This is a genomic window from Planctomycetaceae bacterium, from assembly GCA_021371795.1.
GTDB lineage: Bacteria > Planctomycetota > Phycisphaerae > Sedimentisphaerales > UBA12454 > UBA12454.
Window position 1 is genome coordinate 168,645 of the sequence record JAJFVK010000013.1, and the last position, 25,053, is coordinate 193,697.

18 protein-coding genes are annotated in these 25,053 nt (G+C 43.9%); 4 read left to right on the forward strand and 14 right to left on the reverse strand.

Annotated elements, in window-relative coordinates; translation table 11 throughout:
• The first annotated feature begins 44 nt into the window (after positions 1 to 44).
• The gene (locus LLF92_06245) at positions 45 to 2,471 is read left to right on the forward strand and encodes a DUF3536 domain-containing protein (protein ID MCE5340713.1); all 2,427 of its coding nucleotides are present in this window, start codon (positions 45 to 47) and stop codon (positions 2,469 to 2,471) included.
• Positions 2,472 to 3,113: 642 nt separating this feature from the next.
• Here the strand turns inward: LLF92_06245 and LLF92_06250 are convergent.
• On the reverse strand, positions 3,114 to 3,680 hold the full coding sequence (locus LLF92_06250) for a M48 family metallopeptidase (protein ID MCE5340714.1): 567 nt from the start codon (positions 3,678 to 3,680) through the stop codon (positions 3,114 to 3,116).
• A gap of 631 nt (positions 3,681 to 4,311) precedes the next feature.
• Here LLF92_06250 and LLF92_06255 point away from each other — a divergent pair.
• From LLF92_06255 to LLF92_06265, 3 genes are all read left to right on the forward strand, one after another.
• Positions 4,312 to 4,821 carry a chemotaxis protein CheW gene (locus LLF92_06255; protein ID MCE5340715.1) on the forward strand — a complete coding sequence of 170 codons (510 nt, stop codon included), beginning with the start codon at positions 4,312 to 4,314 and terminating at the stop codon, positions 4,819 to 4,821.
• A 75-nt stretch (positions 4,822 to 4,896) separates the two neighbouring features.
• Positions 4,897 to 6,891, forward strand: coding sequence for a methyl-accepting chemotaxis protein (locus LLF92_06260; protein ID MCE5340716.1), 1,995 nt, complete (start codon positions 4,897 to 4,899; stop codon positions 6,889 to 6,891).
• A gap of 150 nt (positions 6,892 to 7,041) precedes the next feature.
• On the forward strand, positions 7,042 to 9,408 hold the full coding sequence (locus tag LLF92_06265) for a phosphoketolase family protein (GenBank protein ID MCE5340717.1): 2,367 nt from the start codon (positions 7,042 to 7,044) through the stop codon (positions 9,406 to 9,408).
• A gap of 48 nt (positions 9,409 to 9,456) precedes the next feature.
• On the opposite strand, the gene malQ is transcribed toward LLF92_06265, so the two are convergent.
• Genes malQ through LLF92_06330 form a run of 13 tightly spaced genes read right to left on the reverse strand, consistent with a single transcriptional unit; the run spans position 9,457 to position 24,832 of the window.
• The gene (gene malQ / locus LLF92_06270; protein MCE5340718.1) at positions 9,457 to 10,920 is read right to left on the reverse strand and encodes a 4-alpha-glucanotransferase; all 1,464 of its coding nucleotides are present in this window, start codon (positions 10,918 to 10,920) and stop codon (positions 9,457 to 9,459) included.
• Positions 10,921 to 10,926: 6 nt separating this feature from the next.
• Positions 10,927 to 11,304, reverse strand: coding sequence for a response regulator (locus tag LLF92_06275; GenBank protein ID MCE5340719.1), 378 nt, complete (start codon positions 11,302 to 11,304; stop codon positions 10,927 to 10,929).
• A 12-nt stretch (positions 11,305 to 11,316) separates the two neighbouring features.
• On the reverse strand, positions 11,317 to 12,540 hold the full coding sequence (gene hydF / locus LLF92_06280) for a [FeFe] hydrogenase H-cluster maturation GTPase HydF (protein MCE5340720.1): 1,224 nt from the start codon (positions 12,538 to 12,540) through the stop codon (positions 11,317 to 11,319).
• Positions 12,537 to 13,937: an aspartate ammonia-lyase gene (locus LLF92_06285; protein ID MCE5340721.1), complete on the reverse strand. Its 1,401-nt coding sequence runs from the start codon at positions 13,935 to 13,937 to the stop codon at positions 12,537 to 12,539. Before LLF92_06285 ends, hydF begins: the two co-directional genes overlap by 4 nt.
• A 10-nt stretch (positions 13,938 to 13,947) precedes the next feature.
• On the reverse strand, positions 13,948 to 15,363 hold the full coding sequence (hydG, locus tag LLF92_06290) for a [FeFe] hydrogenase H-cluster radical SAM maturase HydG (protein MCE5340722.1): 1,416 nt from the start codon (positions 15,361 to 15,363) through the stop codon (positions 13,948 to 13,950).
• Complete coding sequence (gene hydE / locus LLF92_06295; protein ID MCE5340723.1) at positions 15,360 to 16,427, reverse strand: [FeFe] hydrogenase H-cluster radical SAM maturase HydE; 1,068 nt, start codon at positions 16,425 to 16,427, stop codon at positions 15,360 to 15,362. The genes hydG and hydE overlap by 4 nt, the downstream gene beginning before the upstream one ends.
• Positions 16,372 to 17,568: a hybrid sensor histidine kinase/response regulator gene (locus LLF92_06300; protein MCE5340724.1), complete on the reverse strand. Its 1,197-nt coding sequence runs from the start codon at positions 17,566 to 17,568 to the stop codon at positions 16,372 to 16,374. Before LLF92_06300 ends, hydE begins: the two co-directional genes overlap by 56 nt.
• 2 nt (positions 17,569 to 17,570) lie before the next feature.
• Entirely contained in the window at positions 17,571 to 17,957 is a 387-nt protein-coding gene (locus tag LLF92_06305) for a response regulator (protein MCE5340725.1), read from the reverse strand.
• A gap of 32 nt (positions 17,958 to 17,989) precedes the next feature.
• Positions 17,990 to 20,002 (reverse strand): 4Fe-4S dicluster domain-containing protein, encoded by a 2,013-nt coding sequence (locus tag LLF92_06310; GenBank protein MCE5340726.1) that lies wholly within the window; start codon positions 20,000 to 20,002, stop codon positions 17,990 to 17,992.
• Between the two features lie 27 nt (positions 20,003 to 20,029).
• A complete protein-coding gene (locus tag LLF92_06315; GenBank protein MCE5340727.1) occupies positions 20,030 to 21,751 on the reverse strand; it encodes a [FeFe] hydrogenase, group A in 1,722 nt (573 codons plus the stop codon).
• A 54-nt stretch (positions 21,752 to 21,805) separates the two neighbouring features.
• Positions 21,806 to 23,680, reverse strand: coding sequence for an NADH-quinone oxidoreductase subunit NuoF (locus LLF92_06320; protein ID MCE5340728.1), 1,875 nt, complete (start codon positions 23,678 to 23,680; stop codon positions 21,806 to 21,808).
• Positions 23,664 to 24,143 carry an NADH-quinone oxidoreductase subunit NuoE gene (nuoE, locus tag LLF92_06325; GenBank protein MCE5340729.1) on the reverse strand — a complete coding sequence of 160 codons (480 nt, stop codon included), beginning with the start codon at positions 24,141 to 24,143 and terminating at the stop codon, positions 23,664 to 23,666. The genes LLF92_06320 and nuoE overlap by 17 nt, the downstream gene beginning before the upstream one ends.
• A gap of 53 nt (positions 24,144 to 24,196) precedes the next feature.
• A complete protein-coding gene (locus LLF92_06330; GenBank protein ID MCE5340730.1) occupies positions 24,197 to 24,832 on the reverse strand; it encodes a redox-sensing transcriptional repressor Rex in 636 nt (211 codons plus the stop codon).
• Positions 24,833 to 25,053 lie beyond the last annotated feature (221 nt).

A 25,053-nucleotide genomic window follows, 5' to 3' on the forward strand; every position in this document is an offset into this window, starting at 1 on the left:
TCTATTGGCTGTTTCGTATGTAGTTCAATAACAGGATGTGTTTTATGGATAGATATGTTTGTATCCACGGTCATTTCTACCAGCCGCCGAGGGAAAACCCCTGGCTGGAAGACGTTGAACTTCAGGACAGCGCTTATCCTTACCACGACTGGAACACTAAAATCACAGAAGAATGTTACCGCCAAAATGCGGCTTCGCGAATTTTAAGTCCTGAACGCAAAATTATAAACATCGTAAATAACTATTCGAAAATGAGTTTTAATTTCGGACCGACGCTGATGATTTGGCTCGAAAAACACGCGACTGATGTTTACGAAAGTATCCTTGAAGCAGACAGGCAAAGCCAAAAGAATTTTTCCGGTCACGGCGCAGCAATTGCGCAGGCATACAATCATATGATAATGCCATTGGCCAACAGACGGGATAAAATAACACAGATTATCTGGGGGCTGGCAGATTTCGAAAAACGATTCGAACGCAAAGCCGAGGGTATGTGGCTTCCCGAAACGGCTGTCGATAATGAGACGCTAGACATTATGGCCGAATACGGCGTCAAATTTACAATACTTTCGCCAACACAGGCCAAACGAATCCGCAAGATTGGTGATAACAACTGGTATAATATAAACCGAGATCAGATTGATATAACACAGCCTTATTTGTGTAAACTGCCGTCAGGGCGAACAATTAATTTATTCTTCTACCATGGGCCAATTGCCAATGACGCCGCGGAAGGAAGAATACTCCAGCACGGCGATGTATTAGCTGATAAACTTTTGTGGCTTTTAGAAGACCATGGCGAAAAGGCCAAACTGTCGCATATCGCTCTCGACGGCGAAACCTTCGGCCATCATCACAGATTCACCGATATGGCATTGGCATACTGTATGCACTATATTGAGGCAAAAAAATCAGCCCAAATAACCGTTTACGGCGAGTATCTTGAAAAATTTCCGCCGACCTATGAAGCGGAGATTAATGAAAACAGTTCGTGGAGCTGTATCCACGGCATCGAACGATGGCGCAGCAATTGCGGATGCAACGGCGGTAGATTCCCTTCCGGTAAACAACAATGGCGACAGCCTTTGCGTGAAGCGATGGATTGGCTGCGGGACCAGCTTGTACCTGTTTATGAAAAAGAAATGGCAAAGTACGCAAACTACCCATGGCAGGCGAGAAATGAATATATAAATGTAATTAGCAACAGGCAGCCGGAAAATGTCAATGCGTTTTTAAAACAAATCGCCGGCAGAGAACTGGCAGACGATGAAAAAATCAGGGCGATGAAACTTCTTGAACTGCAAAGAAACGCGATGCTGATGTATACAAGTTGCGGCTGGTTTTTCGACGATATCGCGGGAATTGAAACTGTACAAATAATGCTGTACGCTTCGAGAGTGATTCAGCTCGCCAAAGAAATATTCGAAAAAGATTTAGAGCCGGAATACGAAAATATTCTTGAAAAAGCACAATGCAATTTGAAAGAATACGATAATGGCAAAAAAGTTTATGGAAATATTGTCAAAAATTACGTTATTGATTTAAACAGGGTCGGCGCTCATCTGGCGTCAGTTTTAGTTTTCGAGAAATGCGATAAAATCAGAGAAATCTTTTGTTATTCCACGAAAATTGAATCATACGAACGAATCGAAGAAGGAATTCAGGTACTGGCTGTCGGGCAGGCCACAATCCAATCCAATATAGTTCTCGACAAACATCTAATCGATTTCGCGGTACTGCATTTCGGAGACCATAACCTGAACTGTGCAGTAAATACGCGTTCGTCTGGCGCAGAGTTTAATAAAATGAAAGAAGATTTGAAAAAGTCCTTCGCCAATGGCGATACAGCCGAAGTTATGCGAGTTATGAGCGTATTCTTTAAAGGCAATAATTATTCACTGTGGCATTTGTTCAAAGACCAGCAGCGGCGGGTAATCAATGAACTGCTGACATCCGCATCAGAAGAAATCGAGGCGATTTTAAGAGGTATTTATGAACGTAATTATACGATTATGCATATGATGCGGAAGATGCGTATGCCGTTGCCAAGCGCACTTTGCGACCCCGCGGAGTTTATTATCAATAAAGACATCTGCGATGAAATTCGCTCCGAGGAAATCAATGTCAAACGACTTGGAAAATTAATCGACGACGTTATTAAACTGTCGCTGCAAATTGATACGCAAACCCTGCGATATGAAACAAGCCGGAAAATCAATTACCTTATGGGCAAACTTAAAAATTCGCCAGACGATATAAAACTGATGGAAACAATAGCCAACACCTTGGGCATCATAATGAACATTGTGCCGGAACTTGATTTGCAGACCTCGCAGAATATTCTCTACGGTATAACAAAAACACAATATACTGATATAAAGCAGAAATGCCAGGCAGCGGACAAAACAGCGAAAGACTGGTGCGGGCATTTTCAAAAGCTGGCAAATTATCTCGGCGTTAAAGTTGATTGATAGCAGTTTTAGGGCACCTCTAAAAATGCATAAATCAGAGCCGCGAGCGTTGGAGCATTGCGCAAACCCTGTAAGGGGAGACCCCGCGATGGGGTTAGCGACGGGTAAACAATTCGTTAAAAAATCCGCATGTTTTCAAAACACCGATTTTTAATTTTTATTATTTCTGACGATTTTAATGTTGTTTTATATTAATTTAGTTTATTTCAGTGTGTTTTACTGTCATTTAATGATTTTTTTTATTCGCGAAACTTGTCGAAGCGTAGCGAAGATCCCGCAAAGCGGGACAACTTGCGCAAATTTAAAGTAAAAACGCGCAATTTCTATTTGCTACTGGCTACTGACTACTACTAATAGTGTGTTTGAAATTTTGCGCACGTGGAAACCTGCGCGAAATTTGCGATTTTTCAAAAATTTTGATTTTTCAGAATGATTTTGATGTGTTTTTTGGCGTTTTGCCGAATACGTGCGCATTTTAAACAGTGTTTTTGACAAAAAACATGAAAAATGAAAATCTCGCTAATTGTTTTGGCGGTATGGGGTTGTATTAAAAATGAGACAAAACGTGCGCATTCTGATTTTGCCCTAAAACGCTCATAAGTCTTTTATTTTAATAGATTATGCTGTAACAGACTTGCTTATCTATGCCGCATAGTGCAGCATGCTCAAACTATGCCTGCGAAGTTTTTTGGCGACGGATTTAGAGTTGGCGACATACTTATCTAATTCGTTCCAAAATTTTCTGCTGTGGTTTTTAATTTTTGTATGAACTAACTCGTGCAGCAGAACATAATCCTGCAATTCTTCAGGCAGCCTGACAAGATTTATATTCAGATTAATATTATTACTGCCGCTACAGCTGCCCCAGCGGGTTTTCTGATTCCGGACGGAAACCTTATTGTATGTGAAGCTATATTTATCCGCCAAAAACTTCAATTGAGATGTCAGGAAAATTTTGGCCTGTGTCTTATTTATTTTCGGCAAATCTATTTTCGCCGGCGTTTGCTTTTCGATTTCCTTCATTTTCAAAATTGCTTTTTTTACCCATTCGATATTCGAATAGAGAAACTCCTGCGCTTTTCCCTGCGATACCCTTGCCGGGAAAGTTACCCTTATCGGCTTGAAAGGCTTTATGGAAACAGTCAATCGCCTTGCACGAAAAGATTTATTAAAAACGACCGGCGTCTCCAGACCTGTTATATATTCCATTAATATAATCCCGTTAAAACCTGTTTTTCGACATTTTACATCAAATTAGCAATTCCGCAAGCCGAACGAATAAATTTAACAAAATTCTAACTTGCTAATTATAACTTTGTTTCGTACAGTATAAAAGAGCGGAATAAGCCCTTGCGATGGACGTTCGCCAATTCAGGCTGCCGGAAGCTTCCGGCTTGGCGTTACGCCGGCATCGCAGGCAGGCCGCTTTTTTTTGCGCTGTAAAAAAATCCCCACATATTAATTAATCAACCTTTTAAATTCCGTAATTTTTCAGGCCTCGCCAATACTGGTAAAGGTATTTTTATCAGACCATTTTAAACCTCAAAATTCCTGTAAATTCCGGTACTTTCCGATATTAACGCAATACTAAAATGGGTCGAAATAGGAACAACGGACATGAGAAATAGAATCATGAAAGTTCATAAAATATGGGAAATCACAGCAGCTTGATTATTAACTATGTCACAAAAAATCATTTACAAGTATCCGATAGCTCAAACTGTTATTCGTAAAACTGTTAGCCCTGTCAGGTAAAAGTTAAGAGACGGTTTGTGCTATTTATTTAATTTGCTGGAACGTTTTCGGCATTGATTAACTGTTTGTTTTGAAGGGGAATAAAATGGCAAATATTGCAGCTCAAGCAGAGCAGTCGCACAAGGCTCTGCAGGACAAAGAAGGTAAATACCTTACCTTCGCACTGGGCAGCGAAGAATACGGCCTGGAAATCCTGAAAGTCCGTGAAATCATCGGATATATGGATATTACAGCCGTCCCTCAAACACCTTCTTATGTGAAAGGTGTCATCAATCTGCGCGGACAGGTCATCCCTGTCGTTGATTTACGCACAAAGTTCGGAATGGAAACCGCACAAGTAACGGAAGAAACTTGTATTATCGTCGTCGAAATACATCAGGATGGACGTAAATTCAGTACCGGTATTGTAGTTGACCATGTCCAGGAAGTGCTTGATATAGATGGTGAAAACATCGAAGAAGCACCACAATTCGGCGTTTCAGTCAACACTGATTTCATTCTCGGCATTGGCAAAGTCGGCGAATCTGTAAAGATTCTCTTAGACATTGACAAAGTACTGGGCAGTAGTGAGCTTGAAGGTATCGGACAAGCATAGCAAAAAGTGTTCTGTAAAAAGTATCCAAAGTAAGTATCCAATTTTTTGGCAAAAAGTATTTTAAGGAGACTAAAAATGTTTAAAAATATGAAACTCGCGACCAAAATGTCGCTTGGATTCGGAGTATTAGTTTTCATCGCAGGCCTATTAGGTTATGTCGGTTGGATGGGACTAACAAGTGTATCTGAAAAGACGGATATTCTCGTCCAGGGCAACAGTTGCCAGCAGCTATTAGACCTTTGCGCAAAAATTCGCAGAGATTTCACAATTAATGGCTTTGCAAAAGATGAAAAAACCGGAAAAACAGCCGCAGACAAATGGTTCGACGCCTATGAGCAGTTTACAAAAGAGATTAACACTCTGACAAACATTAAAGGCTTGAATTCCACTAATAAGGAACTGGCAAGCAGTACTTTCAGCAAATCCAAAGGCTATAAAGACGCTTTCGAGGGCCAGGTAGAAGCTCAAAAAATGAAAGACGACGCCTTTGCTGAATGGGGCAAAGTCGGCAATGAAATCACTAAAGAAATCGCAGATACAAAAACTAAAGTCATTGACCCTGCAAGAAACGCCGCTCAAGAAGCAAAAGATACAAATGCCATGATTAAATGGGCAAAAGTTGATGATAAACTTAATGCCGGAATCGTAGCTAATTTCCTGCTCTTGAGAGTTCAGGCAGTCTATTTGGTTGCAAAAAATACTGACACTCAATACAACAATTACGTCACGCAGCTTAATGTTTGCAAACAGGCCAAAACTGATTTTACTGACCTGGTAAAAGGCAACAGTGAGCTTGAACAAGTCGCTGCCAAAATAGGTGACTATTTCGGCAAATATGAAACAGCCGGTGCAAACTATTACAAAGGTATGATCGCATATTCCAAAGCAGATAAGGATATGATAGTCAGTGCTGCTGATATGGTTCAGCTTGTTTCTACTCTTAAAGAAAACCTGATGAAAGAACTGAACACATTAAGCACACGTACAAATACTCTTATGATTACAATGGCATTATGCGGCATAGTTCTTGGCATAATACTTGCGTATTTCATTACCAAAAGTATTGTGGGCCCAATCGGCAAAATCATAGCCGGTTTGACCGATGGAGCCGAACAGGTTGCTTCCGCGTCCGGCCAGGTTTCAAGTGCTTCGCAGTCTCTTGCTGAAGGCGCTACCGAACAGGCCGCTGGTCTGGAAGAAACATCTTCAAGCCTTGAAGAAATGTCTTCTATGACAAAGCAGAACGCTGACAACGCACAGCAGGCAAATACGCTTGCAAGCGAAACACGCAAAGCCGCAAATAACGGCTCTGAAGCTATGGGCAGAATGAGTTCAGCTATTCGTGACATACAAAAATCATCTGATGAAACAGCGAAAATCATTAAGGTCATCGATGAAATAGCTTTCCAGACTAACTTACTTGCATTAAATGCCGCTGTTGAAGCCGCTCGTGCAGGCGAAGCAGGCAAGGGTTTCGCAGTTGTCGCTGAAGAAGTTCGCAATCTTGCGATGCGTTCAGCCGAAGCCGCTAAGAATACAGCTAATATGATTGAAGAGTCTGTAAAGAATTCAAAGAACGGCGTTGACATCGCTAATGAAGTCGGCAAAGTTCTTGAAGAAATAGTATCGAGCATCGGCAAAACAACCGACCTCGTCGGTGAAATAGCCGCCGCTTCATCTGAACAGGCACAGGGCATTGACCAGGTCAATACAGCCGTCGCCCAGATGGATAAGGTAACACAGCAGAACGCTGCCAATGCTGAAGAGTCTGCAAGTGCTTCTGAAGAGTTAAGTGCACAGGCAGAACAGATGAACCAGATAGTACAGGAACTGGTAAATCTCGTCGGCGGAAACAACAACAAGTCAGAAGCACGTCAGGCTCCGGTAGTTCATAAGACTGCACAGAAGCATTTGACAACTTTTGACCATGCGATACATCATGTCGCCAGTGGCACAGCCAAAAAGGTTGAAAAGAGAGCCACAACAGCACAGAAAGCCGCTGCTGCAAGGGCTATTCCTTTGGATGACCACAACATAAAGACGGATGATTTCAAAGATTTCAACAGCTAACAATTAGCTGACTGAAATAACTTATATTCCAGGCAGGTACATCATACCTGCCTGGATTTTTTTTGCTCTAAAATATTCCTGAAGCCGCTTTACAATAATGTTCGCATTGATATAATGGCTCAGTGGAGTTAAATTAACAAGGATGTAATTATGAACACGCCGCTTTCCGAAAACGAATTAAACGCAATAAACGCATACTGGCGGGCAGCAAATTATCTTGCAGTCGGACAAATCTATTTATATGACAACCCCCTGCTTAAAGAACCGCTGAAAATCGACCACATCAAGCCTCGCCTGCTCGGCCATTGGGGAACAACACCGGGTCTTAATTTTATCTATGTTCACCTCAACCGCATTATCAAAAAATACGACCTTGATATGATTTATATCGCCGGCCCCGGCCACGGAGGCCCTGCTATGGCGGCCAACACGTATCTGGAAGGAACATACACTGAATTCTATCCGGGCATTTCGCAGGACGCTGAAGGAATGAAAAAATTCTTCAGGCAGTTCTCTTTCCCCGGCGGAATACCCTCGCACGCAGCGCCTGACATTCCAGGCTCAATTCACGAAGGCGGCGAATTAGGCTATTCTGTCTCGCACGCATTCGGAGCGGCTTTCGATAATCCCGATTTGATTGTCGCAGCAGTTGTCGGCGACGGCGAAGCTGAAACCGGCCCCCTTGCGACCGCGTGGCATTCGAATAAATTTCTTAATCCTGTTACTGACGGAGCCGTTCTGCCGATTCTGCATTTAAACGGTTATAAAATCGCCAATCCAACTGTTCTGGCAAGAATCCCGCAGCAGGAATTAGACGATTTATTCAGGGGTTACGGCTACAAACCATATCTCGTTGAAGGCAGCGAACCGACAGAGATGCACCAAAAAATGGCGGAAACGCTCGATACGATAACTTCAGAAATAAAAGAAATTCAGCACAACGCTCGCAACAACAATAAGACGGAACGCCCAACTTGGCCGATGATAATTTTTAAAACTCCAAAGGGCTGGACTGGCCCAAAGGAAGTTGACGGTAAAAAAACCGAAGGCTCATGGCGCTCGCATCAGGTGCCCTTCTCACAAATGTCGGAAAAACCGGAGCATGTTACATTACTTGAAAACTGGATGAAGAGCTACAAGCAGTGGGAACTTTTCGACGATAACGGTAAATTCAAGGCTGAATTCGCAGAACTTGCGCCAAAAGGCAACCGCAGAATGGGGGCTAATCCGCACGCCAACGGCGGACTGCTGCTGAAAGATTTAAGAATGCCCGATTTCCGCGATTATGCGGTCAATATCAACGAGCCGGGAAGTATGAGAGCCGAATCGACCAGAGTGCTCGGGTATCTCCTGCGCGATATAATGAAACTCAACAGCGAAAATAAAAATTTCAGAGTATTCGGCCCTGATGAAACCGCGTCTAACAGACTCGATGCGTTATTTGAAGTTACAGGCCGAACGTGGATGGGGCAAACACTGCCCGAAGACGATGAAAAACTCTCGGCGGCCGGCAGAGTAATGGAAATTCTTAGCGAACATACCTGTCAGGGCTGGCTTGAAGCATATCTGCTGACCGGTAGACACGGCTTCTTCTCCTGCTACGAAGCGTTTATTCATCTTATTGACTCAATGTTCAATCAGCACGCAAAATGGCTCAAAGTTACGCGGGACGAAATCCCGTGGCGGCGGCCGGTTGCTTCGCTGAATTATCTTTTGACTTCGCACGTCTGGCGGCAGGATCATAATGGTTTTAGCCATCAGGACCCGGGCTTTATAGACCACGTCGTAAATAAAAAAGCCGACGTTGTGCGAGTTTATTTCCCGCCGGATGCCAATACCCTGCTGTCCGTTGCCGACCACTGCCTGCGGAGCAGAAATTACATCAACGTTATCGTCGCCGGCAAACAGCCGGAACTCCAATGGCTGAATATGGATCAGGCTGTTAAGCATTGCACGTATGGAATCGGTATCTGGGAATGGGCAAGCACAGACAGGGGAACTGAACCGGATGTCGTAATGGCCTGTGCCGGCGATGTACCGACGGTTGAGACGATGGCAGCCGTGAAAATTCTGCGGCAATATGCGCCGGATTTAAAAATCAGAGTCGTCAACATTGTCGATTTAATGACGCTTCAGCCGAACGAGGAACATCCGCACGGCCTGACAAATAAAGATTTCGACGGCATATTTACCGCTGATAAACCTGTTATCTTCGCTTATCACGGCTATCCGATGCTTATACATCGTTTGACGTACCGACGAACAAACCATAAAAATATCCACGTCAGGGGCTACAAGGAAGAAGGTACAACAACAACGCCTTTCGATATGCTCGTACGAAACGATCTGGATAGATTCCATCTTGCGATAGACGCTTTTGACAGAGTGCCAAAACTGGCCAATATCGCCGCTTACGCCAAACAGGAACTACAGTACAAAATAATCGACCATAAAAATTATATTTTAAAGCATGGTATCGATATGCCTGAAATCAGAGATTGGAAATGGAAGGACTAAAATAATTTTGAAAGTTACGCTCTGTAAACAAGGCTTGCAAATGACGGTTTATCCGCGTCTATAAAGTTGCGTCATTTGCGAGAGCTTGCGCGATATTTCGGCGGTGAGCAATCCGTCTTTTAATCGCCATCGCCAATTGCCCTGCCTTTTTGCGGGATTGTTCATTCGGCTTTGCTGTCCAAGATTCAAAATATCCTGCACAGGAAAAATCGCAACTCTGGCGGCAGAGGCCATTGTCCGCCCGATTAATTCCCAGTTCAATTCACCAATAGGCACCCTTTTGCCGAGATATCTGAAAAGATTTTTCTTCTTTTTCGCCTCTGCTTCATTTGTAAACCAGCCGCGAATCGTGTTATTGTCGTGCGTACCGGTATAAACTACGCTGTTTTCAGTATAATTACTCGGCAGATGTTCGCTTTTGCCTTTGTTATCATCAAAAGCAAACTGCAAAACTTTCATACCTGTCAAATTCAGCTTTTTTATCAACGCCTTGACGTCTTTAGTGATATGCCCCAAATCTTCAACGATTAAATCAGCGTTTGGAAAATTTTTAAACAGCGTATTAAAAAAGTCCTCGCCCGGCCCCGGCATCCATTTACCGTTTATTGCGGTTTTATCTTTTCCTGGAATTTGCCAGTATTTTACAAGCCCGCGGAAATGGTCTATGCGAACCACATCAAATAATTTCAGATTTTGCCCGAATCGCTGCATCGGCCATTGGTAATTTGTCTTTTTTATTCTCGCCCAATCATAAATTGGATTACCCCATAACTGCCCTGTTTTGCTGAAATAATCAGGCGGAACGCCGGCTTTAAAAATCGGCTTTTTATTTCGCAGTTTGAAAATATCCCGATGCGCCCATACATCCGCACTTTGATATGCGACATAAATCGGAATATCGCCAATGATTTTTATTCCGCGAACATTACAATATTCTTTCAGCGCAAACCATTGCTTGAAAAACAAGTATTGCAGGAATTTTTCTTTTTCTACACATTGTTTTATTTTGTCGTCTGTTGTTTTTTCAGACCATTTCGCCCAGTCAGAAGTTTTGTATTCCTCCGTCATCGCGGCAAAAACAGAATAATCATCAAGCCAGTATTTATTTCCACGGCAGAATTTTTTAAAATCTTTTTTATCAGAATGTGATTTGAATTTATTAAATGCTTTATCGAAAAGTTTTGATTTGTAACTGAAGACTTTTTTAAATTCCACGCGATTTTTCGAAAAGGCCGGCGGATTGCTTATATCGGCTTTATTCAACAAACCGGCTTTGTACAAAAATTCCGGACTGATAAGCATCGTGTTGCCCGCAAAAGCTGAAAGCGAATCATAAGGCGACCAGTCTTTGAATCTGTTCGGAGGCGTAAGAGGCAGAATCTGCCAGTAAGTTTGGCCGCTTTTTTGTAAAAAATCTGCGAATTTAAAAGCCTGCGGGCCGAAATCGCCGATTCCGAACCTGCTCGGCAGTGAAGTGATATGCAGTAATATCCCGCTTGCTTTGTTTTTCACGTGTTTTTATAAATTCATTTTGGTATGTATTATATTTAGAAGTGATTTGGCATTGACCGGTTTTTGAAGTACGCCGCTTAATCCCAATTCTGAATAGTCTGTGTTCTGACTCAAACTGTCGCCGACACTTGAAAGCATATAAATCGGCGCCTTGTTGTTCAGCAGTCTGATTTCCTTTACAAAATTCAATCCCGCGTCAACTTCCTCCATCATTAAATCGACAAGAATAAAATCAGGTTTTGATTCCTTATATTTTTTCAGACCATCCTCCGCAGAATATGCCTGAACCATTTCCATCCCACTTGCCTCAAGAATAATTCTCAAACCATTAAGCACATCAGGGTCGTCATCAATCGCAAGAATCACAAATTTCTTGTCTGCCATCTGCTTTCCCTTTCATTTCCTGAAATCTTCCAGCACTTCTGAAAAAGGCCTCAGCGCCCTTTCAAATATACCAAGAATATACGCTATTGCAACTCCATAATTTGTAATCGGCACATCTTTTTTTCGGCACTGCTCTATCCGTGAAAGAATCTGCCTGCGGTTGGTCATACAGCCTCCGCATTGCAATACAAGCTTATATTCCACAAGGTTTTGCGGAAAATCATTACCCTGATAAACATCAATTTTAAGCTCTCCCCCGACATATTGTGTCAGCCAGCGGGGAATTTTTACTCTGCCGATATCCTCGGCAATTGGATGATGCGAGCACGATTCAGCTATCAAAACCTTATCGCCGGGCTTTAAATTATCTATTGCGTGAGCGCCTTTTACAAATGCGTTCAGGTCGCCTTTGTATCTTGCGAAAAGTATTGAAAACGAAGTCATCAGAATATTGTCAGGCGTATCGCCCGCGACCTTCAAAAATGCCTGCGAATCGGTAACAACAATTTTCGGCGGATTATTTTCAAACCTCTTGAGAGCATCGCTCAATTCACGTTCCTTGACAACCACACAGTAAGCGTCATTATCAAGAATGTCGCGAATGCACTGAACCTGCGGCAAAATCAATCTGCCCTTCGGAGCCTCTTTATCGATTGGAACAACAAGTACCGCAAGTTCGCCCGGCTTCAAAAGGTCGCCCATAATTGTCGGCGTATTTATAAAATCTTCAGGAGCGGCATCTATCAACGCCTGCCTGAATTCCAAAATTCCTTTATTTTGATTAGCACAGGTCTGAACACAAACAACGTTCGTCAATTTTAGTTTTTCAATTACATCCTGTCGGACAGGTGCGATATCATATTTATTAAAAACAGCAATAACAGGCGTTTTGCGCTCTTTCAGTTCATCGTAAATGCCCTGCTCAAAACTGCCCCACTGGCCGTTATCGCTTACAATTACGCACAGTTCGGTTCTGTCGAAAACCTGTTTCGTTTTATCGATACGCATCTGCCCCAGAGCGCCGACATCATCAACACCTGCGGTATCGATAAACAGTACCGGCCCAATAGGCAAAAGTTCCATCGGTTTTTCGACAGGGTCGGTAGTCGTGCCTGCGACATCTGAAACAATTGAAACCTGCTGACGTGTAATAGCATTTAATAATGAGGATTTACCGACGTTCCGTCGTCCAAAAATTCCTATATGCAAACGTAATGATTTTGGAGTCGTTGTCATTTATTATCCGGGCTTCCGAGCATTGCAACTTTCTGCGGTGTAATCAAAGCGTCAAATTCCGCTTCGCTCATGATATTTCGTTCAAGAACAATTTTACGAACCGTCTTATTTTCATTTTTTGCCGCAGCGGCTATTTCCTGCGAAGTTTTATATCCGATTTTTTCTACCAGTGCTGTAACTATCGCTGTCGATGTTTCGATGTTTTGTTTACAGCGTTTTTCATTAGCCTCAATTCCGCTTACACAAAACTTCGCGAAAATATCGCACGCATTGGTCAAAAGCTGAATATTCGTCAGTATCGTATCGGCAATCAGCGGCATAAACTGATTCAGCTCAAGATTGCCCGCCGAACAGGCCTGCGTAAGCGCGACATCATTGGCCATTACCATAATCGCCGCCTGCGAAACCGCTTCTGGTATCACAGGATTAACTTTACCGGGCATAATCGAAGAACCTGCCTGTCGTGCCGGCAGAATAATTTCGCCGATGCCGCCGTCCGGCCCGCTGGAAAGAATCCGCAAATCGTTCGAAATTTTCAACAGATTGCTCGCCAGTGCTTTTAAAATTCCGCTTACCTCAACAAAAACATCCGTGTTTTGCGTAGCGTCAATTAAATTTTCCGCCCTGCACACCGGAAGTTTTGCAATATCTTTAAGATGTTCAGCCGCCCTGAAAATAAATTTCCGCGGTGCACCCAATCCTGTTCCAATGGCCGTGCCGCCGAGGTTTACGACTTTAAGCCTTTCGCCGCATTTATAAATCCGCCACCGGTCGCGCCCAATCGCATCGGCATACGCGCTCATTTCTCTGCCGAGCGTTGTCAGCACGGCATCCTGTAATTGCGTTCTGCCGAGTTTGACAATGTGCGCGAATTGCTTTTCCTTCTGCTGAAAAGTTTCGAGCAAAATGACAACCTTTTGTTCAAGTTCCGCAAGCTGCCATAATGCCGCAACTTTTAACGCTGTCGGATAAGTATCGTTTGTTGACTGATGAAGATTAATATCGTCGATTGGCGAAATAATATCATATTCGCCGGCCTTTTTGCCGAGAATAATCAATGCGCGATTGGCCAGCACTTCGTTAACGTTCATATTTGTGCTTGTGCCCGCCCCGCCCTGCAGAGCATCGACTTTTATATACTCATCGAGTTTGCCGGCAAGCATTTCATTGCACGCCTGCTCCATTGCGGAATATTTCGCATCATCGAGTTTTTTCAGTTCATAATTTGTTTTAGCGCACGCAAGCTTGACCGCACCAAACGCAGAAATAAGTTTTTTGTGTACAGGCCGAATCGCAAGAGGAAAATTTTCCATCGCACGTGCCGTATGAATACCATAAAGGCAATCAGCAGGTATTTCCATTTCGCCCAACAAATCTTTTTCTTTTCGTAACACCATATTCTGTATTCTAAAAGTACAAGTCTCTTTGCTCTGAATTTTTAATTATCTCAAGCCGTTTTTTAATTTCTTCTTTAATTCTCTCGTCTTGGACCTTTGAAAGTTCCGCCTCAATAAGTTTCAGGCCGGCTTCTCTTGTCTCTTTGGATGCGTAATCGACAAGGTATTCCATCAGGGTAGATAACGCATTCGGCTGACAGAATCGTTTTATAAAGCCGGGAATAGCGAATTCCATAAAATGTTCGCCTGTGCGTCCAAGCCTGTAACAGGCCGTGCAAAAACTCGGCACAAACCCGTCGTCGATAAGTTCTTTCATTACGCTGTCAAGACTGCGAATATCGCCGAGCACAAACTGCTCACGTTCTTTCACCTGTTCGCTGCCGCAATCGGTATAGCCGCCGATTTCAATTCTGCTGCCTGCGTCGATTTGCGAAACGCCAAACCCCATCATTTCTCTTCGCAGAGCGGGATTTTCACGTGCGGTTAAAATCAAACCGGTATAGGGAACTGCAAGTCTTAAAATCGCGACAAGTTTTTTAAAATCTTCGTCTTTTACAATCCATTTTTTATCAACATTAACACCTGCCGCCGGCTGAATTCTCGGAAAGCTGATTGTATGCGGCCCGACGCCGTAACTTTTCTGCAAAAACAGCGCGTGGCTTACAAGCCCCAAAGCCTCAAACCGCCAGTCATATAATCCAAACAGCGCACCAACACCGACATCGTCGCAGCCGCCTTCAAACGCCCTGCTCAAACCGTCCAGTCGATACAGGTAATCGCCCTTTTCCGTACCTGCCGGATGATATTTCGCGTAAGTCGGATGATGATACGTTTCCATAAAAATCTGGTACGTACCAATCCCGGCAGCCTTCATCTTTTTATATCCCTCGATATCCAAAGGAGCAGCGTTGATATTAACTCTGCGGATTTCTCCTTTGCCCACCTTTGTGCTGTAAACTTTCCTAACACACTCGGCCATAAAATCCGCGTCATAATCCTGATGTTCGCCGAAAACAAGAATCAATCTTTTATGCCCGACGTTTTCCAGTGCTTCGACCTGTTTGACTATTTCTTCACTGTTCAACGTTCGTCGGATTTGCTCTTTATTGGAAGACCGAAAAGCACAATAACCACAGTTATTGATGCATTTATTACCTATGTAAAACGGAGCAAACAGAACAATTCTGTTGCCATAAACTTCACGTTTGAGTTTTCGTGCCGCTTCAAAGATTTCCTGCGTCATTTCACTATCTGCAGCCAGAAGCACCGCTGTATCTTCGACCGACAGTGCCTGCTTATTAAGACTTTTGGCGATTATATCTCTTACCGCCTGTTTATCAGATTTGGTTTGGTCAACCAGTTTCTGCAAATAATCGTCATCAATGAAATCTTTTACTGTTTTGCTGAACGTTTTTTCTTTTTTCATAATTTGGCCTCGCTTTTGGTTCTTTCCGCAAATTTGAGCGAGACGCCCTTTCCGTTTCCTGCGGTTCTGTTAATCTTTTCGATTCGTTGCCTTATAGTCATATCGAACTCGAAAAGCTGCCGGCAGGTTTTACCTTCATATAAATTATAATGCTGCCTGTATTTCATAGGTGTAATATTCGGCATAATAACATTACATCCGCACGCAAGTGCTTTTTCATATCCGCTTTCAGGATTCATTGTTGCCAGCGCCGTCGTCGCGGGAATATTCGTCTTCGGACACAAAATTCTCGCAATCGCATATACCTTATACGTCATTTCTTCACTTGCCGGCACCTGATTTTTGTCATCGAGTAAAAATTTATCAATGTCTGCGACAAGTTTAGTATCGTTATGCTTTATATAAGGCCCGACGCCGATCATATCGAGGTCAAGCTCCTGAAATTTCAACAAATCATTTGCCAGTGTCTCATAACTTTGTCCCGGCAGACCAATCATCACACCGCTTCCCGCTTCGTATCCGATATTTTTCAGTAATTTTAACGCTTCGAATCTTTCAGCCGCACCTTCTTTGCTGTCGGGGTGTAATTTTCGGTATAATTCATCGTCGCTGGTTTCGAATCGAAGTAAAAACCTGTCCGCGCCGGCATCTTTCCACATTTTATAAGTTTCAGCGTCCCACTGACCGACGCTCAATGTTACCGCAAGTCCTGTTGTATTTTTTATTTCACGAATCGTCTCGGCCAAAAGACCTGTGTCTAATTTTCTGTTTTCACCGCTCTGTAAAACAACCGTGCCATATCCCAGTTCTTTGGCCGTTTGTGCGCATTCGACAATCTCTTCTTTGCTCATTTGGTAGCGTTCGATTTTGCTGTTGGATGCGTTGATGCCGCAGTATGAGCATCTTCTGCTGCAAACATTGGAAAATTCGATTAAGCCGCGAAGGTGAATTTCATCGCCGACATTTTCCCTGCGAACTCTGTCGGCCTCGATAAAAAGTTTATCGAGTTCAGTTGGTTCCTTCTGCTTTAGCCGGGATATTATTTGCCTGTGTTCCACTTTCATCTTTTGGATTTTGTTGTAAATTTTTCGCAAGTTCCGCAGTAAAAACGCTGCCTTTGGAAAATTCGCTCTGCACGCTGATTTTCCCGTCATACATCTGCACTAATTTATTTACAGTCGAAAGTCCAAGTCCGCTTCCAATGATATTTCTTGTCTGTTCGTTTTTGATTCTTACAAAATCTTTGAATAATTTCTTTGTCTCTTCTTCTTTCATACCGATGCCGGTATCGCTGACTTTTATAATCACGAAATTTTCATTTTCACTTATATTGACATCTACTTTGCCGTTCTCTTTATTGTACTTGACGGCATTGGACACGAGATTGTTGAGAATTATGTCTATTTCGAGAACATCGCCGTTCATCGTAATATTGTCCGGCCCCTCGAAATTGATGGTTATATTATGTTCTTTCGCCGCTTGAGCCGACGTTTCAATCGCTTTTTTGGTATGCTCGCAGATATTTACCGTTGTAAATTCTCTTTTTCGCTGTTCGGATTCGATTCTGGTCAAATCGAGCAAATCGAATATCAGTTTTTTCATACCTTCGAGTCTTATCAGGCTTCGTTCTATCATAGACTCGTAAACTTCAAGGTCGTTGCCCAGAATTTTCTCGTTAACAATATTCAAATACCCCTGAATCGCCGCCAGCGGAGATTTTAATTCGTGCGCAAGAATCGAAATAAATTCAAAACGCACTTTTTTCTTTTCTTCCGCAAGTGCCATCGCCTGCCGTTTGTATAAAATTCTCACCGAAGCCTTGCGAATAAGATTTTTAAGCTCCGCAGGTGAAAACGGTTTGGCCAGAAAATCGTAAGCACCGTTTCGTGTCGCCTCTACTGCCGTCTCAAGCGATGCGTAAGCTGTCATCATAATGACAAGGATATCTGTTTTATTTTCAGCCAGCTTTACAAGAAGTTCAAGTCCGCTCATCCCCGGCAAATTAAGGTCGAGTATCGCCATATCCGGCTTCTGCGATTCGATTATTTCAAGTCCACGCTCTGCGCTTTCTGCGTCAATGACTGTAAAAGCAACTTCCGTTTTCATCTCCGGCAGATTAACGACGTAATCGTTTAAAACTCTCGCTACACCGGAACGCATTCCGGGTTCGTCATCAACTACAAGGACTTTGAATAATTCAGCCACAGCTAATTTCCTAAAAGCCTGTTAAGCTCCTTTTTAAGCTGCTCAAATCTTATGGGCTTTGCCAAGAAAGCATCCGCACGAATCCACGACTTTTCTTCTTTCGTACCGGCGTCGAACTGGAAGCCCGTTTCGTTCGTAACAGCCGTTACCATTATAACCGGAAGATTATTATATTGTTTCTTTATGTGATAGCAAAGCGCAAATCCTGCGTCTGTTTCTTCCATCATCAGGTCAACTATCGCCAAATCCGGCTTGTTTTTCTGGAGATATTCTTCCGCTTCGGCCCTGCTGAACGCCTTGTCGATTGAATAATCCGACTGTTTGAGCATAATTTCCAGTTGTTCGATAAAGTCTGTGTCATCATCAACGATTAAAATTTTCTTACTCATTTTTTTACTTCCAAATTTTAAATGTTAAATTATTACTGGTATCCGATAATATGTTTTCTCGGGAACGATACTGTAAATGTTGAACCGGTTGGCCCTTTGCTCAAATCGACGTTCGACTCGACCTGTATATCGCCCCTGTGCATTTTGATAATTCCGTAAGCTACCGCAAGTCCAAGACCTGTTCCTTCGCCGATTTGCTTTGTTGTGAAAAACGGGTCGAAAATTTTCGATACATTTTCTTTTGCAATTCCGGTGCCGTTATCAACGACTTTAACATTCATTCTTTTATCGTCGCCGCCGATTACTATTTTTATCAAACCGCTTTTATCCACCGCGGCAATAGCGTTAGAGACAAGATTGCTGAACACCTGGCTCATCTGGTCGCCGTCAACTTCGGCAATCGTATCTTTCGTTTGAGTTTCAACTTTTATTTCAACGCCTTTTCCGTTCGGAATGGCCTGTATCGCTTTGTCGACTATATCGCAGATATTCGTAGGCTGCAAAATCGCCTTGTTCTTTCTGGCGAAATTCAACAGACCGCCGACAATCTTCTTGCACCTGTCGGCCTGCTCGGCAATGAGCTTTAAATCATCCTTCAGTGCCGGGTCTTTTTCATACTTCTCAAGAAGCAGATTAGCGTACATCAGAACAACACCCAGCGGGTTATTAATCTCGTGCGCAACACCCGCCGCAAGCTGGCCCATACTCGCCAGTTTTTCAGATTGCATCAGCGCTTCCTGCGTACTTGCAAGCTGCGTATTGGACTGTGCCAAATCATCGACAGTCTTATGAAGCTGCTCAATGGAATAAGGCAGACACATTTCGCTCTCTGCCAAACCCTTCCAAATCGCAATCGCGTGCTGTCGGCACGTCGGATAACCACAGGCTCCGCAGTTAAGTTCATCAGCAGGAGTATTTTTGCCCATTCGTTTCAGAATCTGCTCGATTTCTTCTTCCTGCGTTATTTGTATTCGCTGGTCGTAAACCGCGAATTTACGTAAAAGGTCAAGGCCGTTAAATTGTTCAAGATATTTGTCCCATTTTTTCTGGTCAAACTTTTTCATTTTCCCCTGAACATATTTGCTGACAGACGCTTTTCTGCTGAACAATGGTTTGGTATTTGAAACGCCCGGCCCCATAATGCAGCCGTTGCAGGCCAGCGATTCGAGCAGTTGAACATTCAGTCCGGTTTCGTCGAATTCACGGAAAACTTCAACAAAACTGTTGCCGCTTTCGACAGTTCCAACGTTTCCCTTAATAAGGTCTTCCCTTATGTCTGCGGTTTGAAACAATCCGCCGCTTATTGGGAATATCGCACCGATACCGGCAAACGGCTCATCAAAGCTGCTGTCCTGTGAATTTTCAGGCGTGATGTTCTGTTCTGCGAGCATTTCACGCAGTTCGATGAATGTCAGCCCAGCCGCAACTTCGCTAACCATATTTACGCTTGCAATTTCGCCTTTTTTAGCAATGCACGGCCCAACAAAGACAATTTTCAAATCATCGCCATGCATTTTGCGAAGCACTTTGGCCGTAGCGACCATCGGCGAAACAATTGGCGCAAGATGTTCGACGAGATTGGGATGGTATCGTTCGACATAAGCGATTATAGCCGGACAGCTTGTCGCTATATAATTTGAATCCGGATTTTCCTCAAGTAATTTTCGATACTTGTGGGCAACCAAATCTGCGCCGAATCCGACTTCGTTTACATAGTTGAATCCGAGCTTGCGAATCATACCGACCAGCTTCTGCCAGTCGATACTGTCGAATTCCGCAGGAAAACTCGGCGCAAGAATCGCCGCTGTTTGGCATCCGGACTTTAATATATTATAGACCTTTGGTTTACTGTCGATAACCTGCTTTGCCTTCTGACTGCATACACGAACACAGTTTCCGCAGCCGATACACCTTTCGGAGATAACTTCAGCGCGTCCGTTGGCAATCCTGATTGCCTTGGCCGGACATTCGCGAACGCAAGTATAACAAATCCTGCATCGTTCGCCGAGCGTCGTTATCAAAGGTATATTACTGCTGTCTCGCATATTATTCCATATCCTATGTTCTGTGTTCTATTTAATTACCTGCCGTTTAGCATAATGCGTATGCAACAGGTGATGACTCTTTTCGCCCAGCGGTTTGCCGAGGAATTCGTCATACAGTCTTGCAACCGCTTTATTGCTATGCGAAGTCCTGATAGAATCATTGGCGTCGATACTGTAAAGCGCCTTCATTCTTGCCCGCACTGCCTTGAGGTCGCCGTTCAAAGGCTGACCGCCGCCGGCGATACATCCGCCCGGACAGGTCATAACTTCGATGAAGTGCAAATCGTTTCTGCCGGCTTTTATTTCTTCCAGCAGTTTCGATGCGTTGCCTAATCCGCTCACAACCGCAACGCCGACTTCAAGACCTTCGATATTCAGCTTGGCAGTCTTTACACCGTTAAGACCGCGAAGATCTTTAACTTCGAGTTCTGCCAGTTCTTTGCCGGTAATCATATAATATGCTGTTCTGATAGCAGCTTCCATAACGCCGCCGCTGACGCCGAACAGTTTGCCCGCCGAGCTTCTCATACCAAAAGGCGTATCCGCTGCATCCGGTCCGAGTTTCTTGATATCGATTCCAAAATAACGGATTAATTCCGCAAGCTCACGAGTCGTAAGAACCGCGTCAACATCCTGAATGCCGTTCTGGCCCATATCGGGTCTTTCGCATTCGAATTTCTTCGCTACGCATGGCATTATCGAAACGCTGTAAATTTTAGCGGGGTCAATATTTTCCTTTTGAGCAAAGAAGCTTTTGATAATTGCACCGAGCATCTGCTGCGGGCTTTTGCAGGTAGAAAGATTCGGAATAAATTCCGGATAGTTCTGTTCTACGTATTTAATCCAGCCCGGCGAACAGCTTGTCATCATCGGCAGTACTCCGCCGTTTTTAACTCTGTACACCAGTTCGGATGCTTCTTCCATAATCGTCAAATCCGCCGAGAAGCTCGTTTCGAAAACTCTCTTGAATCCGAACATTCTCAAAGCCGTTGTCATAATTCCGCAAACATCTGTACCTGCCGGTATGCCAAACTCTTCGGCCAAACTTACCGAAACAGCCGGTGCATGCTGAACAACGACATATTTATCCGGGTCTTTAAGAGCCGCGATAACATCATTAACGCTGCTGTTTTCACGCAGAGCGCCGGTCGGGCAGACCATAATGCACTGTCCGCATTTGATACAGCTTGAAACGTTCATTCCCTGCTCGAATGCCGTGCCGACTATTGCTTTGCTGCCGCGGTTGACGAAATCGATTGCCGATACGTTCTGAATTTCTTCGCAGACTCGAACGCACCTTCCGCAAAGCACGCATTTATTGGGGTCGCGGATAATCGACGGGCTTGAAGTGTCAATATTGTATGCGTTTCTTGCGCCTCTGTAAACACGTTCGCGAACGCCGAGTTGTGCCGCGAGGGTTTGCAGACCGCAGTTATTATTCCTGACGCAATAAAGACAATCATCCGGGTGATTCGCCAGCAGAAGCTCTACAATTGTTTTTCTGGCTTCCATAACTCTTGGCGAATGCGTCCAGATAATCATTCCGTCATTGACCGGAAAAGCACAGCTTGGAACAAGTCCGTTCATACCGGCTATTTCAACAACGCACAACCTGCACGCGCCTGTCGGAGTCAGGCCGTCGATATGACAAAGAGTTGGTATATCGATGCCTTCTCGCCGTAAAACTTCAAGCAGCATTTGGTCTTTATCAGCTTTTATTTTCTTACCATTTACTTCTATCGTTACCATATTTATCTCTTTAAAATTCTATCCCGAAGGGATTCCAAAATTTTTATTTTTGATTTACGATACTTCAACTGCCTTGAACGGACAAACCTCAACGCAATTGCCGCAGCCTATACACTTATCTTCGATAATGTAATGCGGAGCTTTCTTTGCGCCCTTAATTGCCCCAACCGGACACTTGGTCGCGCACAAAGTACAGCCTTTGCATTTCTTTTCGTTAATTTTGTAATTCAGCAGTTCCTTGCAAACGCCTGCCGGACACTTGCGGTCATAAATATGAGCTTCGTACTCTTCAGGAAACCATCGCAGCGTGCTCAACACAGGATTCGGAGCCGTCTGGCCTAATCCGCAAAGACTTGTATCCTTGATTACCTGTGCCAGTTTGCGAAGCGACATAACGCCTTTGAATCTTTGCAGCGTTTGCGAAGTCGTCTTGTTGTGATAGTTTGAGCAGATGCCGTTGAGAATCTCGAGCATTCTTCGCGTACCTTCTCTGCACGGAATACATTTGCCGCAGCTTTCTTTCTGAATGAAATCCATAAAGAACCTTGCAAGGTCAACCATACAGGTTCCTTCATCCATTACAACCATACCGCCAGAACCCATCATTGCTCCGACAGTTTTCAGTGATTCATAATCGATTTGGATATCCAGATGCTGCTGCGGAATACAGCCGCCCGAAGGCCCGCCGATTTGCACGCCCTTGAACTTCTTGTCTTTTTCAATACCGCCGCCGATATCAAACACAATTTGTCGTATCGTCGTACCCATCACAACTTCGATAAGGCCGGTGTTCTTAACTCTGCCGCTCAACGCGAAAACTTTCGTGCCTTTGCTGGTCTTTGTTCCGACCGACGCGAATTTTTCCCATCCGATATTGATAACATCCGGCAGATTCGCCAGCGTTTCAACGTTATTGATGATTGTCGGCTTATCGAACAGACCCCGAACGGCAGGATACGGCGGCCTTGGTTTTGGCATCCCGCGTCTGCCTTCGATACTGTTCATAAGAGCCGTTTCTTCGCCGCAGACAAATGCGCCCGCGCCTTTTTTAATCTTTATCTCAAGCTCAAATCCGCTGTTGAGAATATTTTTGCCGAGAATCCCGTACTTCTTGGCCTGTTCCATCGCCTGGATAACTCGTTTGATTGCCAGCGGATATTCCGCTCTGATATAAACGTAAGCCTTGCTCGCGCCGATACCGTAAGCTGCGATTGCCATACCTTCGATAAGTCTGTGCGGGTCGCCTTCGATTACCGCCCTGTCCATAAACGCGCCAGGGTCGCCTTCGTCGGCGTTGCAGATAAGATATTTCTGGTCTGCCGAGTTTGCGCGTGCGAATTTCCATTTCTTGCCGGTAACGAAACCGCCGCCGCCGCGTCCCCTTAATCCGCTTTTCTCGACTGTGTCGCAAACTTCGTCAGGCGTCATACCGTTAATCATTTTCGCCAACGCCTTATAACCGCCCGCAGCGACGTATTCTTCGATACTATCGGGGTTGATAATTCCGCAGTTGGCAAGCACTAATCTTTTTTGATGTTTGAAAAACGAATATTCGTTCATATTCAAAACTGAATCCCATTTTTCAAGTCCTTCTTCAGGATACTGATAAATCGGTTTTACTTCGCCGATTTTGCCTGCCAGCACATCGTCCAATATCCCCGCGACTTTATCTTCCGTAACTTTCGAGAAAGATACTCTGCACTTGCTGCCGGTCTTGACTTCCATAATTGGTTCAGCCGTGCACATACCGATACATCCGACCTCGACGAGTTCTGCGTTCAGTCCTTTATCACGGATATAATTGGTTATAGCTGTTACCGTTTTGCCTGCGCCTGCCCCCAGTCCGCAGGTTCCCGTTCCGACATAAATATATGTTTTACCGGCCTGTTTTGGTTTTACCGGAATTCCGAAATCACTTGCTTTGTCCATCTTGAACTGCCTTTTCACGATATGAATTAAGAATTTTTTTTACAGCTTCCGGCGTTACAGATGCGTGGAATTCGCCGTTGACTGCGACAACAGGCGCAAGTCCGCACGCTCCAATGCACGCCACGACCTCCAGACTGAACAACCCGTCTTTGGTTGTCTGTCCGGGTTCGATTTTGAGTTCATTTTTAACCGCTTCCAAAACCTTAAGCGAACCTTTTACGTGGCAGGCTGTCCCTCTGCACAACTGGATTTTGAATACGCCCGGTTTAACGAACCTGAATTGGTTATAAAATGTTGCTACGCCGTACACCTTTGCGCTTGGCAGTTTCAAATGTTCGCCTATCTGACAAATTGCGCCGCGGGAAAGGTATCCTTCAATATCCTGAACTTCCTGCAAAATCGCGATAAGACTTTCGCGCTTGGCATTCGGATATTTCTCTAAAACTGTTTTAATCTCTGACAAATTGAACCTCCGGATACGAATACTATTTGTACTTATGATAAATATTTACATTACTATGCTGGCGATTTCACAGGTATTATGTTCCTTGTGAAAAACGCCGCCTTTTCGAGATACATTGTTAAATCTACATTTTCCACAAACACACCCTGCCGCAGCTTCAGCGGAACAGGTGCGAAATTTACAATTCCTTTAATACCCGCTTCAAGAAGAATCTGCGCCACTGCCTGCGCCTGTTCTGCCGGAACGGATATAATACCAAGACTAATCCCTTCGCTTTGGATAATCTCATTAGCTCTGTCAATTGAATAGCACCGACAGCCGTGAATCACTTTATTCTGAAGTGCAGGGTCCTTATCAAATGCCGCCTTTATAACGACATTATTGTGACGTGCGTGAAAAAACGCCAATACCGCCCTGCCCAGATTTCCAACCCCCACAATGCAGAAATTATCCGCTTCGCCGCCGGTCAGAAAGTCTTCAATATGCCCCATTAACTCTTTGAGGTCATAACCGGCATTAGCCCGCCCATTGGTGCCTATAAACATAAAATCATGTCTAATCTGCGAGCTTTTAACACCGGCCAATTTCGCTATTTCGTGCGAAAACGCCTGTTTTTTGCCGCTATTTAGCAAATTACCGACTATGCGTCGGTATAAGCTTATACGTTCTATTGTTTTTTTAGGTGCCATATTCGTTTAATTTTTGACAGCGTTAATCTTTTAACAAGTTACAACACATTTACCAAAAAGTCAAGTTTTTTTTTATTAATTTTTATATCAATTTCCTGCTGAAATATTGCATGCGCGTTGACTCATAGTTTTTGTTACTGAAATTTCGTCGTTGCCTCATTAAAATGTTACCAAAAACCAGGAGGTATACGAGGGGCAATAAAATTAGTACACATGCAAAA